Source organism: Solidesulfovibrio sp. DCME (assembly GCF_049995385.1).
GTDB lineage: Bacteria > Desulfobacterota > Desulfovibrionia > Desulfovibrionales > Desulfovibrionaceae > Solidesulfovibrio.
In genome coordinates, this window is record NZ_CP188261.1 from 4,118,174 (window position 1) to 4,132,918 (window position 14,745).

Consider the following 14,745-nt stretch of genomic DNA (forward strand, 5'->3'; position numbering starts at 1 on the left):
CGAAGTTTCATGGCCCACCCTCGCGAGGTCCTACGATATGCCATTTGAAGACGTACACAGGATTTCTAGAAGCATTCTTGGAGATTCCACACCTCCTGAATTTTCTAGAAAAGTTATTTTTGTCATGTACCTAACCGAAGTACAAGCGCTCTGTCTTGAAGAAATAAATACATTGATAACCACTGTCGGGCGCGACTCTATCTTAAGGATATTTTATTTTGATCCAGAATTCATTGACTATATTTACAGTTTGTTCCTCAGCTCAAAAATTGAAAAATTGATGCCAGAAATTTATACTCATCTTTTTCACATCTACAAAAGAGAATGCCATCAAAAAACTTTCCACATATCTGAAAAAATGTGGCCACACAACAACAAAGGCTTGCCAAACTGACAATATCGCCAAAACAGACAAAACACCGGTTTCAATATGCTCAAAATAACTATCATACCATTGCGTGGCGATGAATTTCATTGCGCTATAAATTTACATTCCAGTGAAATCAAAACAAATGTAAAATTAGAAAATATTCTTTCCAGCTCTCCGCCTCTTTGTCGTCGATGCTATGATGGAAAATTTTTGAACAATTGCAACCTACTTAATGCCCTGTTGCCATTTATCGTATATTTTTCCAACTTAGTTTCACACGAACAGGTGACTATAATCTATGAAGAAAATAACTATTATGTAAAATTTACGGAGACAGCCCAAAGAGCAGGTTTTGTCCTCTCTCTCTATCTTATGTTTCACTCGCATTGTCAGTTTTTCTCACGATTTGAGCCATTCCTAAGATTGTATCGAGTAAATATCACACATAAAATTTTTTTGCATTTAATTTTGTCAACAGCTTTAATAAAGAGACAAATTGATTTTAAAGAGAATCACGAGCAGATCGATTTGTTTACAGAAGTTAAAGACTTTGCTAAAGAAGTTAAGGAAAGATTGCTTTTTATTTTTAACGATGCAAAGATTCTTTTTAAGAAAGATGCAGCAGTAAATTCTTTAAATATTATATTTGCAGCATGCACACTGTCATCGGACAGTTTGCAAGAGTTTTATCAAGAGTTGATTCATGATATTAGCGATACACCATTTTGTGACGAAATATTCAGTAGTTAAAATTAGTATTGGCTTGATTTGCCCACGTCACCCCTTTTTACAGGACGACGTGGGCCATAATGCGCAACTATTCCCAACCAATCCAGCTGGCTAGATTTTTTCCAGAACGATTTTCCCCTCTTCCAAGCAGGAGACCTTGAACTCGTCGCCCTGGCTGAAGCCGTAGTTGGCCAGGAGCGTCGGGGACAGGCGGAGACCATTCTTCGAAAACTTCACGCTTCCAGATGCCACGCGAGCATCCATCCCTTCGATCTTGTAAAACTTCTCATCCAGCGATATCAGCTTCGTGAGATGGTTTTTCAGGGTGGTTTTGGGAATATCGAAGGCATCCATAATTTGCTGAGCGGTCTTTCCTTCGGTGATCATGGTGCGAAGTTTCATCGCGTCAAATTTCGATGCAACAGGCATGGGTAAAAATCTCCTTTCATTTTCGGTATCGATTTGTTCAAGACAAACCCTATCTCAAAAACAAAGGATGTCAACAGAAGTTGCTTGAAAGCTGATTAATCATTTTTAACGGCAAAAGATGCAGTTTCGTCGAGTAGGTAAATATAGGTTAGTCAAAAACGCGGGAAACCGCACATTTGAAAAGATTCGTAATATTAGGCGAATAGAGCGTATATCCCTGTTCGCCACCACTGGAGCAGGTTCAAGGCTTCATCACGCAAAATCTGTCGTTTTAGCACAAACACAACCCGGGAAATGGCAGGAGTCTGCCATCCGACACTACCTTTTTGTGCGAATTTGCTAAAAATCAAAATAAGCAGCGCCATGCATCCCAGAACTAGCTAAAATATCGATACTTTCACTGAGAAAGTAGTCCCAGCCCCCCTTGGGGGAAATTGGGGGTTGTGCTCCCACCCGGTCAGCCCCTGGATTCGCGCCCTCCTGCCCTCTCCTGGACCTTTCTCCTGGGCCTCCCCCATTGGCTCCCCCTTGATCCCAAGACTCAGGGAATCCCCGCTCCGGGCCAACGTCCGTTTCCGGTGCCGGCGCGTCCAATTTCTCCACCTCCCCCGTGACCTGGCCCCAGCTCCGAGGGTATCCTTCTTCTAACTCTGTGTTCCCTGAGGGTTAGGAGTAAATTGCCCATGCTTAAACTGGTCGCGACATGTTTCCGTCATTTCTGGATCAAAACCCTGACCATCGTCAGAAGTGCTCGGACCTGTTCTTCGGTTGCGCCTTCCAGCCGGGCCAATATCTCTTGTACCGCCTGTTCCCTCGTCATTTTGACGTCACCGAGGTCGAAAAGCTCCGTCAATTCGACGCTGAGTGCTTCGGATAACCGTTCGACGTTCACCAAGGTCGGATTCCCCCTGCCCCGCTCGATCTCGCCGACGCTTTGGAGGGACAGCCCTGCGCGTTCAGCAACCTGCTCCTGGGTCATGTCCTTAGCCCGGCGTAGCGACCGGAGACGTTTTCCAAAAATCTTAAGAATCTCGCCCATGATGACCGTCCTTTTCGGCCAGTCTAGGGCAAGCGGACTTCCTCTATAAGCAAACTAGGTATGCAATTTGCTAGATATTAACAAGTAAACTTTATGTTTTGCTAAATTGTTCCATGAGGACAGGGTTTCTGGCGGATCAGGAGCCGGATTGCCGGCAAAGAATTCCGGGAAATCACGGGAAACCGGACACGAGACAAGGAAGGAGATGCCGCCCATGGCATTGGTCATCAACCATAACCTGATGGCGCTGAACACCGCCAGAAACTTGTCGAACCACTATGGTGCGATGAGCACTTCGACCCAGCGGTTATCGTCGGGCCTGCGGATCAATTCCTCTGCCGACGATGCTGCCGGCCTCGCTGTCCGGGAGTTGATGCGCTCCGACATCGCCACCATGAACCAAGGGATCAGAAACGCGAACGATGCCATCTCGATGATTCAAACTGCTGACGGAGCCTTGCAGGTCATCGATGAAAAATTGATTCGGATGAAGGAACTGGCAGAACAAGCTGCGACAGGGACATATACTTCTGATCAAAGAATGATCATTGATTCTGAATTTCAAGCCATGGCCAGCGAGATTAATAGAATAGCTGAGGCTACGGATTTCAATGGTATCAAATTGCTTTCTGATAGCTCTGGTCTAAATAGCGGTCTTTTGCTCAACTACTCATTCAATGGCACACTGAAAGATTCATCTGGGAACATATCAGCAGCAATAACGTCAAATGCAAAGTTTACAGACGGGATAGGAGGAAGCCAGTCAATCGTTTTTGACGGAACAAACAATGATCTAAGTGCAAACTTCAGCATGAATACATCGAGCTTCACCTATTCTCTTTGGTTTAAAGTGAGCGATCTTCACGCTGGAGCTTCCCAAATCTTTACATCAACAGCATCCCCACTCGATCACAGATACGAAATCCAAGTCCTTGACGATGGCACATTGCAAACTTATCACACAAATTCCGTACGTACTGAACTGGATTCAGACCCTGGCGTTGTCAAAGAAGACCAATGGTATCTATTGACGAACACCTACGACAATGGAGAATACAAGGTTTACCTTAACGGAGACCTCATTCTTTCAGACAACTCTGGAACGGGAGCTGTTGATTTTTCGTCGCCAATTTATATCGCACACGATCCTTGGATGGGTGTTGCAGATTACGAGAAATTCATAGGCCAAACCCAAGATTTTCGTATATACAACCGAGCCCTTTCGTCAGACGATGTCAAATCTTATTACAACGGTGTGGTCAATGGGTATACTTTTACAAATGGAGACACAAAAATCCACTTTGGAACGGGGAATAGCTCAGCAGAAGATTATTACTACATCTCTCAATATAACTTGCCAACAACACTTGGTCTTCGTGACTACGACGTAAAAACACAGTCTGACGCTCAATCAGCTTTGTCTGGACTTGACACTGCGATCATTAAGAAAGATAAAATCAGGGCAAACCTGGGAGCAACTCAGAACCGTCTTGAGAATACGGTCTCGAATTTACAAATACAAGCCGAGAATCTTCAAGCAGCTGAATCGCAAATTTCTGACACCGACGTTGCTCAGGAGATGACATCGTTGGTTAAAGAGCAAATACTATCACAATCTGCCGTTGCAATGCTTTCTCAAGCAAATTCGCTCCCGAAGATGGCGCTACAGTTGATTGAAGGAAAATAATAACGAATCGCCAGCACCCTAGAGGTGCTACATTTTATCATTCAAGTTTCAAGACAAAATAGCCCTTTGCAGATACAAAATTTTCAATCTCTTTATAGTAGGGAGAAATTTTTTCCGTTTCTTTCTCTTGAGGGAAAGAGTTTCTTAAAAACTTGATTTTCCCTAATTCTTCCAACACACCTTCTGGGACACACGATAGATCGTTCTTCCTTCGCGTAAAAAGATACATTTTATGATTGGTTTTGCTTTGATGGATTGCAAACGGCATGATTTCTTTTCCTTCCTGTCGAAAGTTACGTTCCTGGGCGCTCGTCATTTCTCCGAATCACGAAACGCGGTTCCCACGTATTTAAAAAATTAAATCATATTATACAGATAGACGTTATTCCTTTGTCCTCCGCCACCACTGGAGCGGGTTCAGGGCTTATTCTACTTCATTCCGTCACTCCAGCAGAAAAAGGCACCTCGATATGGCAGCATCCTGCCATCCGACACCAGCTTTTTCCCAACACTACGAATAACCGTAACAATTTTATTGAAACTCAAAAGAAACTATGGGAAAGTCTGCCATGAAGGTGTTGGCCCACAAAACAGGCCTACACAACATAATTCCACAGTTCTCATATTCTATCAAAGGTGATGTCCCATGCCCGAGATAACGTATACTGTGACAACGAAATGGAAGCGACTGAGAAACTACAACAAAGATGGTGCCGACAACTTAATTAGTAAAATATCGAAATTTGACAAAAACATTTACACAAAAGTCTTAAACAAAGAAACCAGCGTACTTTTTAAAGGAGCGGACGCATCCAGAGCTACTAAAATAAAATCATTACTTACGAACGTTGGAATCGATGTCTTTGTAGAGGAAACACCATCATTACCAACAAGTCGAGAAGCAGGCACTCTCACCATCTCAAAGCCTGCCATCAAATTTAATTTTACAGTAGATTCTGTAGCAAAAGCAATTTTTTACTACACCAGACTTGCGTTAATATTCCCAGTCTCTCTATTTAATAAACTTAGTAAAAGAAAAGTTTCAACAAAGACCGCTTTTACAATGCTTACGATAGTTGCCGTTCTTGGGCTTTATAATTCGATTCTCGATGTGTTAATGAACCCTTTCTACGATTTATCTTATAGTTACTGCATGGATTCCTTCATTTCTATTGAAACTATTTTTATTATTTCCTCTATAGCAAAAAATATAACATCCATCAGCGTAGCCTCACTAACAGGCATAAGTGAATTTATTAGCAGAATATCTGGATTTCTTGAAAATAGCTTAATCGCCCTTACCGCCCAAACTGTTTTACTTAAAATTATGCAGCAAGGTTTTCTACTAAAATCTGGACTTACTTTAGGGTTCGGATTTGGAATATTCGAAACTTCAAGAAAATTTGGTGAAAAATTGGTATTTTTCACAATTTTTATCTATATTAGTCTTCCATTCTTTGTTGCCGCAGAAACATTTATTTTCAACCAAGTCACAACGCAACAAATACAAAACATAAACGCCGAATACACCAAACAGGGAGGTGCTATAGGCCTCTCCAAAAAAGCCGTAGTAGGGATAAGCAGCTATTTATACAATAAAATTCAAGATTTTATTTCAGGCAATTCTGACACAAAAGCAAACGAAAACGTTAAAGAATTGAAGTCGTTCTTCATGACCATATTGAACGGCATAATGTTTGTTTTAGTTTCAATAATTATACTCAGTATAGCAGCACCACTCGTTATATACAGATTGTTTAAACTAATATTTGCAAGCGTGATTGACAGCAACCTCCACATTTCACTTTTTGACGAAAATAAAACGCCTATCCCATAATTTTTATTAAAAATTTTACAACATTTAGAGCCATTTTATAGATCAATTTAAACTTACACTATACTGACAAATCCCACAGCATCTATGTACTTTTCCAAAAAATCAATTTTGAAAGATCTGCACTTACACACTAGAACCAGCTAAAATAACGCTACTTTCACTGAGAAAGTAGTCCCAGCCCCCCTTGGGGGAATTTGAGGGTTGTGCTCCCGCCCTGGACACCCCTGTATTTCGCTCCCTCCTGCCCTCTCCTGGACCTTTCCCCTGGGCCTCCCCCATTGCTCCCCCTTGATCCCAAGACTCAGGGAATCCCCGCTCCGGGCCAACGTCCGTTTCCGGTGCCGGCGTGTCCAATTTCTCCGCCTCCCCCGTGACCTGGCCCCAGCGCCGAGGGTATCCTTTCCCCTGTAGCTGCCTTGGCAGCATATCACGACAATCAATTGTAATTCTGAACAAAGTTACGGAGGTCGGCATTATGGTTGAGAATCCTTTTGGTCCGGTTGTTATTCCTGGCGCTCCCGACTTGGGCCCCGATCCTGAGCGGCAAGAGATGTACGATTCCTTCGAACGGATGCCCCCCGCAGAGCAGGAGGACTTCGTGAAGGAGATGAACGACGACGCCGACGGTTAATATCTTCAACGTGATCGCAGGGCGTCAGCAGTGGCGTCCTGCGATTTTTTTCAACGTCGCGTGTTTATCCCATAAATATGCAACGTTCTTAAGGATTGGAGTCCACATGGAACACGATCAACCTGATATGCTTGAGTTGAAGTCAGAGATTATCAATACATTCCGACCAATAGAACAGCTTTTCAAGATCATGGATAAATCGTCTTCGCCAGAGTTGCCTGGGGACATTGCACGTTCGTACGCTGAAGTCGGTCTCGAATTGTGTCAGAATTTCCGAAGGAAACTGGACCATATTTTACCCACGCAAGGAAAGGAGTCTGACGATGCCCGCTGATAACGATTGGAATCTGATCTACAGCTACACTCGAGCACAGGCCATCGCTGACGGCGTGCTCATCGACGTCACCGACGCCGCCAGGACTGTCGGGTTCAAGGTCCATACCGCCGTCTCCGAGCACCTCTACCACGGATACGTCGAACCGCCGGATGGACTTACCGGTGAAGGGCAAAGTACTACTGGCCGCCTCCACGATCTGCTGTTCCTGGTGCTCTGCTCCGCCAGGAAGAGTCATGCCGGCGCGGATCGAGCCACCGTTAGGATCGCATTCCTCATGGAACCAGGGCGGACGGAGACGGTGGATGTCATCGCCCACATCGGTCCTGGTGATCAGGGGGAGCCAGTTTTGACGCTGATGCTGCCGGAAGACGATTAAAGATTTGCAAACTTCTTCCTCATTTCACTTTATCACTGGACCATTTTTGGAAAAACTTTCCATTCTAATGTTTCCTTGAGTTATATTTCTTTGCAATGGTTGGAATCATATACGCCGCCTCTCTATACAGAGTCAGGCTAAGATAAAATACGAGGCCCACACAAAGGCCAATAGCAATCGCCCTTAATTCCATAACTACCTCTCTGAAATTTTTATCGTAATATTTTCCAAACATGACGTAATATCAATGAATTATCGAACACATGTTTCGGAGCTACACGCAGCAATTCTATACGAAAATACGATGAAATAAGTGCGTTTCGCTTCGAACAAAAGTGGTGAGATTTTGTACAAAATGGAGCTAAAAATCCTATCCGGTGGTAAATCAAAAAGTCTCACCACGGATTTTTGAGCACTCGCCCAAGGAAATGATGGCCAAAGTGGGAAACAAGGGTAAATGCTCATTTCCGAGCCCTTGGGCAGGCGAAGAATAGAATTTAGCAAAATCCAAGCCTCAAAATGGGTCGGGTAGACGAGGGAAGTTTCCTTCCCCCGCCCCCCACAGATCCGGACGTGCCCCTTTAAGGCATCCGGCTCCTCTGTTCATGGTCTTGCTACACGATGGCAGATAGAATGCATTGCTACGGGAATTGGTAATGGATAAGTCTTCTTCATGAGGTTGAAGTTTTGCCAGCTCATGTTGTTTCTTTGCGATCGCCGGTTCAACCACTTCCACCACAGCTTCTGCACTCCATCACGGAAGGCGTTAAGCCTGCGGGAGTTACCGGTTATCCCATAGTATTGGCAATGACCTTTGATTTTGAGTATGAGAGTCCGGTACTGATCGGCGATATCACTATGCCGATTGAATCGACACCACTCCCCTACCGATTTCAAGGCCCTGGCAAGACGATCTTTTGCCGTCCTGCGCTTGACAACCCAATTTCCCTTGAGCGACTTGCCCCAGTAGTGGGTAAAACCCAACAGGTCGAAGCTGAACCCTTGGTGTCCAGTACCTCCTGATCCGCCACAAGGCGGCAGGAATCGCACCAAGCGAGTCTTCTCTGGGTGAACGGCGAGACCGAACCGACCAAGTCGCTTCGGCAGCACCTCCTCGACCTTCCGGGCATCCATCTCGTTGCTGAAGACCATGACAAAGTCATCAGCGTAGCGGATGAGGAACGCCTCACCTCGCATACGCGGTCTGACGACGTGCTCAAACCATTTGTCCAGGACTTCATGAAGGTAGATGTTCGCCAGAAGGGGCGAGATCACTCCTCCTTGTGGCGTGCCGGCGTCTGGATACACAAGCTGGCCTGCTTCGAGAACTCCAGCCTTAAGCCACTTATCAATGACCCGTCGTATCACACCATCGCGCACCCGCAGGTCAAGAAAGCTCCGAAGATGTCCATGATCCAACGTGTCGAAGAACTTGCGGATGTCCACTTCGTAGACGTACCCGCCACCTATGCCCATGATGCCACGCCACAGCGTCTCCAACGCCTGGTGACAGGACCGGCCGGGACGGAAACCGTATGAGCAAGAGAGGAAATCTTGCTCGTAGACCGCTCCCAGAACCATGGTTACCGCGCGTTGCAGTACCTTGTCCTCGATGGTCGGGATGCCGATCGGACGGGCCGCCCCGTTTGTCTTGGGGATATACGCCCGCTTGACCGGAGGGGCCTTGTACGTTCCGCTCTTGAAACGATCCAAAAGCGACGTCAGGTTCCTATCCAGCTGTTCCTCGTACTCCGCTGCTGTCTGTTGATCCACGCCTGACGCCGCGTCCTTCCTGGTGAGGTGGAATGCTTCCTTCAGAAAGACGAGGTCGATATGGTGGGCCAACGTCGTGAACACCATTTCCGGCGCTTGCTTGGCCAGATCCGCTACCTTCTGCAGTTTCGTTGAGACGCTTTCCGGGCTCGATTTCCCATGCATCTTTCCCTCCAGAAGTTCCATGAACAGACGCCTCCTTCCCTCCTCTGGGTCCCCGGGTGGGTTCCCCTGATTCATCGGTACTATGAGGCGTTCCGACTCCCTGCCGTCCATCTCCTCAGACTTCGTTTCCTTCGCCTTCGGATACCGCTTGTCGTCTGGATTTTCGCTCCTGTTCCCGAGCAGACGAACCCGGGATAGGCCTGGAAGAAATTACCGGCTCTTCCCTTCCGTATTCTCAAGCGGAGACGACAGGGTCTCCCAGGTTCCTGGGAAACCCCCTGTCCGCATGCCTTGTTCTTCGACCCCGGCGGGACCTGAGAGCGATGCTGTCTTGCCCCCAGATGGTGCCTTCCGATATTCTGAAGTCGTCAGCTCCCGCGGGAACGCAATTTCGGGGCTCAATAGCAAGGCCTACAAACTCCCTGTGTACGCTTCACGTCCTGGATTGCTCCAGTCCGCGCAACACTCGGTTCCGGCTGTCAGCACACTTGGCCGGACGGGCTTGGGTACCCGTAGGGTTTCAAAGAAGGTTTCAGCATTCCTTACATCCTCCTTCTCCAGGCTTGGCCTGGCGCACCAGAATCCTGCCGTTGCCACCCCCTCGATCTGGCCATTTTCGCTTATTTGGCTCAAATCTCTTTGGGATTTTCCTAACAAGATGCTATTGCATGAATCTACCATCTTTGGGCAATGAAAGATTAAACGCAAAAACTCGATCAAACGCTTTGCTCTTCTTGAATTCATCGGTCTCTCTTTTTAGCTCAGGACTACGAACGATCCGATGTTCAAGCAGTCCAAACCACCATAGAGGACGCAAGATACGCGTATGAAAGGCAAACTCTGGCAAATCTCGTGGTGATTCCCAAAATCGCTTATCTGGAATTGCCGTCTTTTTCATGAGTATCTCTTCAGGTATCCACTCGTTATCAATCATAGTTAGACAGCAGAGAACAATTCCAATCTGTAAGTTTGGCCATCCATTTAAAGAAACACGATCAAAATAAGAAATATCAATTTGTTCGTAAAGAGCTGAATATAGTGAATTAAACAGAGCATTTTTATCGTCTTGATAAAGTTTTTTTCCTTTTTTCGTAGCTACGAGATGCCCTTTATACTTTCTGACTAGACCAGCAGCTTTCAAGACAACATGAAAGAAGTGTAGCGGCAAAAAATCTCTTTCATTAACAACTTTGCAGAATTGAAAAATTTCACCAGGACGATATAGTGGCCATTCAAGTTGATCAATTGACTTTACGACAAAGCTTCGATTCAAATTATCCTTCACCGTCAGCTTGATTCCTGGAGCCGTCATCGTCTCCGACAAGATAAGCTTAACAGCCTTCATCCCCAATGAGTTGTTTATTTCTTCAAATGACTCATTTCTATTTATAACAACCATTTCAATTGAAAACGGGAAAGATACCAAGAGCTTCTTGATATTCACCTCTCCAAGCGAAGGCCAAAGAGGTTTGATATCACCAAGCCACTGTTTGACTTGTTCAGTAGGCACAGATGAAGTATCAAGCATAATGGTTCACCAGACCAAGCTAAACAGAATTGACAAAAGAACTGTGACCAACAAATTGAATATAATTCAAATAATATTATTATCAAATCTAGAGTTGTACAACAAGACAAATTGGACAAGTTGTTCAAGCTACTTTGCCGTTCAATATCTAAAGCTATTTCTTCTTTTAATATATTTAGATTCATAACCATAACAATCTAGCTAATTCAATTTAAATTCAATTGAGTCTATGTTTCTTCTGAAGACCTCCTTCGTCAATGCAAACTCGTCAACACTTGTGATATGTAAGGGGGGTGCAAAGGCACCCCCTCTTTATATATAGGCAATTTTGCCTTTGCTTATCAAATAATTTCAACAAGTTACCCACGGCAAACCCATTTTGCTTTTGCCTGAAAAAATAAGCACTAACATTTTAAAATAATTATATTTTTTGAAAGCAAATCCATTTTGCCGGCAAATTGCCGGTTGCTTTTCCCTAAAAATTGCCGGGGGTGGTAGTTCTGGATGCACTTCAGAAGGTGTACATCTTACTATTTGAATTTTGGACCGCTGATTCTTTGATGTCACCTGACTTAATGGATTTTTTAATATATGATTTTGCTGTATTCTCTACAATTGAATTCCCTGGATTATTTAAACGATACACTCGCATCACCTCGTCTTTTAACGCTTTCATTGTATTTGCTGTGCCACCAAGGTTCTGAAGCGCAGTTACAACACATTGAATTTCATCGGCCAGCGCCTTGCTTCCGGTAGCCCTAAACCGAAGACCAACCAACTCCAACGTCAACTTGTCTTGAATCGTAAAGTTTCGAGCCTTGTTGTGCTGCAACGTATACTGATTTGCAGTCTTATTAAAACCCAATTCCCACGTATTCGGTGACCAGTCACCGATGGCACTGGCTCCTCTTCCGCCACCGGCACCGCTATCGGTAGCAAACTTCCCATGATGGTGAATCAAAAGAGGGGTAACACCAATCTCCTCCGTAAGAAGCGACACCTTGTCAAGAAGTCTCCGCATCTGATCGTTGGAGTTCTCATCTTCGCTATGGAAGCTTATCAAAGGATCAATCACCAAAATATCTATTTTATTCAACACAACAGCATCTTTGATGGCATCCTGAAAATGAGGGTCCTTTATGTCACCACTCGTCCGAACATCGTTATTGACGCCCAGGAAGAACATTCTGTCCTGAAGAAGTATATCAGGGAAAGCATAGGCGTTTCTGACAAAATCGATCCTTTTCTTCATTCCGATCAAGGAATTCTCTGACTGGACAAAGAGCACCCGATGTTCGCCAGGATTCACCCTAAAGACATTCAAGAAGCCCGTTGGAGGCGGCGAGATAAGGTCCATCGCAATCTGCAAGGTAAGGATCGACTTACCGGCACCACCGTGTCCGGTGATCAACAAAGGCTCACCTTTAGGCCAGAAATTATCTATAAGAAACTCGAAATTTGCGTTTGATTTGACAACATCCAACGCATTGAATGTCTTGTACTGACGCTTTGGAGCCGAAGGTTTCGATGGAGGTTGAGAAGCAGAAGACACAAGCGTTGGGTCAAAATTCGCTGCAATATGTTCTTTTGCCTTCGTTAGTTCTCGATCCAACCATGCTGCGTCATTCTCTCTTGCCTTTTCTCCAATCGGATAGGCGGCATAGATATGTCTGACCGTCCCTTCGGGCACCCCTGCGCTTAAAAGTGCCACCAGAACCGCCATGGACGCTTCCGACCGCTGCCCCTTGGGAATCGGGGTGACGATCTTCTCTTTGATATGCTCGGGCACCTGGAGTCCGGCGATGAGATCGCCCAAAACGGGATCCATCGCTGTGATCTGCGGGGTAGTTGTCGCCGGCATCGGTTCAGTCGCAGGAGTATTCGGCGTCATGGATTGGTCCTGGGTGTGATCGTGTGCGTCAGGGGTGGAAACGGTCACCTGGGGCTTTGTCGTTTTAAACAGGGAATAGCTCCGCAGCCAGTCCGGTGCCGGGGCCAGGTCTTCTGGACTTTCGACGATGACGTAGGGCTTCCCCGTCTCGGGATGGAGCGATCCAGGGCAAAGGACCTGGCCTCCGATGCCTCGGATGTCGAAAACGCCTTTGACGGATCGGTTGGGGTAGCGCTGCCCATCGTCCGGGTACTGAAAATAGAAGTGGTACCGTTCACCAGTGCCGCCGGTCTTCACCGTCAACGTGGCCGGTAGCTCTTCTCCGACATTTGCCGCCAGCCATTCCCGGAACTTCCCCATGTCGTCGATATCGAGGACCAGGACGCCGCTGGCGGGACCGCAGGCGACACCAGCGCGCTCAGGAGCAAAGTCCTTCCGGTCGAAGGGACGCTTCCGCTCGCACCACTGCTGCCAGTTGGGTTCCATTGGGCGCTTGAATTCACGGGAGGACTGGCCCGGAGCAGGGAAACCGCCAACCAAGGGGATCAAGGAGAAGGAAGCTGACAGAAACTCGAAGATATCCAGCCGGGTCTCGGCATTGAGATGGTCCGACGTCTGGATCAGGCGGAAGATTTCGTCCGGGCTGTACGGCATCAAGGCACTCCAAGGATTGGACGACCCCTCGGGGTAGATTCACATAGCAGGTGGCAATGGCACCGTCGTCAGCGCGAAAGTGCCTGTTCCGCACTGGCAAATCAAGAAAAACCATAATCCCCGAACAGTTACCCGAAAGAGAAGCGCCCCCCCGGATCAACATGCCAAAGAAATTTTTAAATATTTTCAAGCCATTCCGCGCACCCATAGGGCAGCATATTGGCAACGTCGGTCCCTCTTGCTACGAACGCCCCATGGCAGCAAAATCTGACAAAAACACCGTGTATAATACCGACCGCCTCAAACGGGTTGCTTTCTGGTATTGGGAGTACATGCGGAGGAATCCGCTGTACCGACGATACTGTGCCGTCATCGAACGCTATAATGACTATTTCAAATCCCTTGGCGTTTTTGATTATATGGAATGTCGTGAATATCTTGAGGAAATGGCAAGCTACACTTCAGCGCACGAGGACTGTCACGATCTCGCGCATAATCCCTTTAGAAGCCGATTAGAGAATGATTTTGGGAAAGAAGCAGGAATGAAATACTGGAAATATGGTTTTCTCAGCTATGGTTTTGAAAAACATTTCGGAAGGATATACAAGCACCACTCGATTGGCATCGACACCGATGAAACCTTGAAAAAACTTCTCTCCGGGGAAGATATCGTCTTCTCTGTCAAAGGTTCTGCCGACATATCTGCTCTTACAAAGCTCAATGGGAGCTGGATGATCAAAATTGATGAAATGACGCCAAGCAATTTTCTCTACAACCTAGAAAAATCCAATAGCATCACAATCGATCCAAAAGCGATTCTGAATAATCCGACGAAATTTGGCCTGGAAGTCCACGCCTTGAATATGATCAATAAAGCGGTTGAAAGCCTGTTCGGCAAACAGCACATTGACGAGGAAACGCTCCAATCCGTGTACAAGCTGAGCTTGTCGGGGAAACACATCAACAGTTCCGATACCATGCGACTCGCCATGCTCTGGCTCTGGGACAAGGCCCACGAAAAGGACGGGAGGAAGCCCGAGTCCTTTGACGCCGTCTATCCGCTGCTGAAGGATAAAATAAATGCTTCCGGCATGTTGGATGGAGCATGGGAACAAATCTTCACCCGTCGGAAGCGGATCGTGGGGTACTATGGGGTGACGGATTTTTGTATCCAAAATCACACCATAAAACCCTTTAGCAAATAGCTTTTTATCCCTCCTTCTCCTTCTGCCAAATTCTTTTTCCAAAAGTTGGCGGGGCTCGGCCCGCCCGTTTTGAGAGAGCTCCTCTCAACGGTCC

General features: G+C 46.2%; 14 protein-coding genes and 1 pseudogene. 9 read left to right on the plus strand and 6 right to left on the minus strand.

The window, feature by feature from the left end; all coding sequences use genetic code 11:
• Positions 1 to 37 precede the first annotated feature (37 nt).
• Positions 38 to 394 (plus strand): hypothetical protein, encoded by a 357-nt coding sequence (locus ACP59X_RS18215; RefSeq protein WP_428561128.1) that lies wholly within the window; start codon positions 38 to 40, stop codon positions 392 to 394.
• Positions 395 to 430: 36 nt separating this feature from the next.
• Positions 431 to 1,120, plus strand: coding sequence for a hypothetical protein (locus ACP59X_RS18220; protein WP_428561130.1), 690 nt, complete (start codon positions 431 to 433; stop codon positions 1,118 to 1,120).
• Between the two features lie 90 nt (positions 1,121 to 1,210).
• On the opposite strand, the gene ACP59X_RS18225 is transcribed toward ACP59X_RS18220, so the two are convergent.
• Entirely contained in the window at positions 1,211 to 1,528 is a 318-nt protein-coding gene (locus tag ACP59X_RS18225) for an ArsR family transcriptional regulator (RefSeq protein WP_428561133.1), read from the minus strand.
• 712 nt (positions 1,529 to 2,240) lie between these two features.
• Complete coding sequence (locus tag ACP59X_RS18230) at positions 2,241 to 2,567, minus strand: helix-turn-helix domain-containing protein (protein ID WP_428561135.1); 327 nt, start codon at positions 2,565 to 2,567, stop codon at positions 2,241 to 2,243.
• 214 nt (positions 2,568 to 2,781) lie between these two features.
• Here ACP59X_RS18230 and ACP59X_RS18235 point away from each other — a divergent pair.
• A pseudogene (locus tag ACP59X_RS18235) lies at positions 2,782 to 3,196 on the plus strand (flagellin N-terminal helical domain-containing protein); the annotation flags it as partial.
• Positions 3,197 to 3,378: 182 nt separating this feature from the next.
• Complete coding sequence (locus ACP59X_RS18240) at positions 3,379 to 4,254, plus strand: LamG domain-containing protein (RefSeq protein ID WP_428569960.1); 876 nt, start codon at positions 3,379 to 3,381, stop codon at positions 4,252 to 4,254.
• 37 nt (positions 4,255 to 4,291) lie between these two features.
• Here the strand turns inward: ACP59X_RS18240 and ACP59X_RS18245 are convergent, their stop codons facing one another.
• Positions 4,292 to 4,522 (minus strand): YcgL domain-containing protein, encoded by a 231-nt coding sequence (locus tag ACP59X_RS18245; protein WP_428561138.1) that lies wholly within the window; start codon positions 4,520 to 4,522, stop codon positions 4,292 to 4,294.
• 378 nt (positions 4,523 to 4,900) lie between these two features.
• Between ACP59X_RS18245 and ACP59X_RS18250 the strand changes: the two genes are divergently transcribed.
• The 4 genes from ACP59X_RS18250 to ACP59X_RS18265 all read left to right on the plus strand — a co-directional run bounded on the left by ACP59X_RS18250 (position 4,901) and on the right by ACP59X_RS18265 (position 7,435).
• Positions 4,901 to 6,091, plus strand: a complete 1,191-nt coding sequence (locus tag ACP59X_RS18250; protein WP_428561141.1) for a hypothetical protein — start codon at positions 4,901 to 4,903, stop codon at positions 6,089 to 6,091.
• Positions 6,092 to 6,566: 475 nt separating this feature from the next.
• Positions 6,567 to 6,722: a hypothetical protein gene (locus tag ACP59X_RS18255; protein WP_428561143.1), complete on the plus strand. Its 156-nt coding sequence runs from the start codon at positions 6,567 to 6,569 to the stop codon at positions 6,720 to 6,722.
• A gap of 106 nt (positions 6,723 to 6,828) precedes the next feature.
• Positions 6,829 to 7,056 (plus strand): hypothetical protein, encoded by a 228-nt coding sequence (locus ACP59X_RS18260; protein WP_428561145.1) that lies wholly within the window; start codon positions 6,829 to 6,831, stop codon positions 7,054 to 7,056.
• Positions 7,046 to 7,435, plus strand: a complete 390-nt coding sequence (locus tag ACP59X_RS18265) for a DUF6573 family protein (RefSeq protein WP_428561147.1) — start codon at positions 7,046 to 7,048, stop codon at positions 7,433 to 7,435. The genes ACP59X_RS18260 and ACP59X_RS18265 overlap by 11 nt, the downstream gene beginning before the upstream one ends.
• A 603-nt stretch (positions 7,436 to 8,038) precedes the next feature.
• Here the strand turns inward: ACP59X_RS18265 and ltrA are convergent.
• The 3 genes from ltrA to ACP59X_RS18280 all read right to left on the minus strand — a co-directional run bounded on the left by ltrA (position 8,039) and on the right by ACP59X_RS18280 (position 13,446).
• Entirely contained in the window at positions 8,039 to 9,394 is a 1,356-nt protein-coding gene (gene ltrA / locus ACP59X_RS18270; RefSeq protein WP_428558878.1) for a group II intron reverse transcriptase/maturase, read from the minus strand.
• 640 nt (positions 9,395 to 10,034) lie between these two features.
• Positions 10,035 to 10,901: a hypothetical protein gene (locus ACP59X_RS18275; protein ID WP_428561149.1), complete on the minus strand. Its 867-nt coding sequence runs from the start codon at positions 10,899 to 10,901 to the stop codon at positions 10,035 to 10,037.
• A 511-nt stretch (positions 10,902 to 11,412) separates the two neighbouring features.
• Positions 11,413 to 13,446, minus strand: coding sequence for an AAA family ATPase (locus ACP59X_RS18280; protein WP_428569962.1), 2,034 nt, complete (start codon positions 13,444 to 13,446; stop codon positions 11,413 to 11,415).
• 161 nt (positions 13,447 to 13,607) lie between these two features.
• On the opposite strand from ACP59X_RS18280, the gene ACP59X_RS18285 reads away from it, so the two are divergent.
• On the plus strand, positions 13,608 to 14,651 hold the full coding sequence (locus ACP59X_RS18285; protein WP_428561151.1) for a hypothetical protein: 1,044 nt from the start codon (positions 13,608 to 13,610) through the stop codon (positions 14,649 to 14,651).
• Positions 14,652 to 14,745: the final 94 nt, after the last annotated feature.

Bases quoted from the DNA above. Each gene is read 5' to 3' on its own strand.
- ACP59X_RS18250 (WP_428561141.1), top strand. From the start codon at position 4,901: ATGCCCGAGATAACGTATACTGTGACAACGAAATGGAAGCGACTGAGA.
- ACP59X_RS18220 (WP_428561130.1), top strand. From the start codon at position 431: ATGCTCAAAATAACTATCATACCATTGCGTGGCGATGAATTTCATTGC.
- ACP59X_RS18255 (WP_428561143.1), top strand. From the start codon at position 6,567: ATGGTTGAGAATCCTTTTGGTCCGGTTGTTATTCCTGGCGCTCCCGAC.
- ACP59X_RS18225 (WP_428561133.1), bottom strand. From the start codon at position 1,528: ATGCCTGTTGCATCGAAATTTGACGCGATGAAACTTCGCACCATGATC.
- ACP59X_RS18260 (WP_428561145.1), top strand. From the start codon at position 6,829: ATGGAACACGATCAACCTGATATGCTTGAGTTGAAGTCAGAGATTATC.
- ACP59X_RS18265 (WP_428561147.1), top strand. From the start codon at position 7,046: ATGCCCGCTGATAACGATTGGAATCTGATCTACAGCTACACTCGAGCA.
- ACP59X_RS18230 (WP_428561135.1), bottom strand. From the start codon at position 2,567: ATGGGCGAGATTCTTAAGATTTTTGGAAAACGTCTCCGGTCGCTACGC.
- ACP59X_RS18275 (WP_428561149.1), bottom strand. From the start codon at position 10,901: ATGCTTGATACTTCATCTGTGCCTACTGAACAAGTCAAACAGTGGCTT.
- ltrA (WP_428558878.1), bottom strand. From the start codon at position 9,394: ATGGAACTTCTGGAGGGAAAGATGCATGGGAAATCGAGCCCGGAAAGC.
- ACP59X_RS18245 (WP_428561138.1), bottom strand. From the start codon at position 4,522: ATGCCGTTTGCAATCCATCAAAGCAAAACCAATCATAAAATGTATCTT.
- ACP59X_RS18280 (WP_428569962.1), bottom strand. From the start codon at position 13,446: ATGCCGTACAGCCCGGACGAAATCTTCCGCCTGATCCAGACGTCGGAC.
- ACP59X_RS18285 (WP_428561151.1), top strand. From the start codon at position 13,608: ATGCCAAAGAAATTTTTAAATATTTTCAAGCCATTCCGCGCACCCATA.
- ACP59X_RS18215 (WP_428561128.1), top strand. From the start codon at position 38: ATGCCATTTGAAGACGTACACAGGATTTCTAGAAGCATTCTTGGAGAT.
- ACP59X_RS18240 (WP_428569960.1), top strand. From the start codon at position 3,379: ATGAATACATCGAGCTTCACCTATTCTCTTTGGTTTAAAGTGAGCGAT.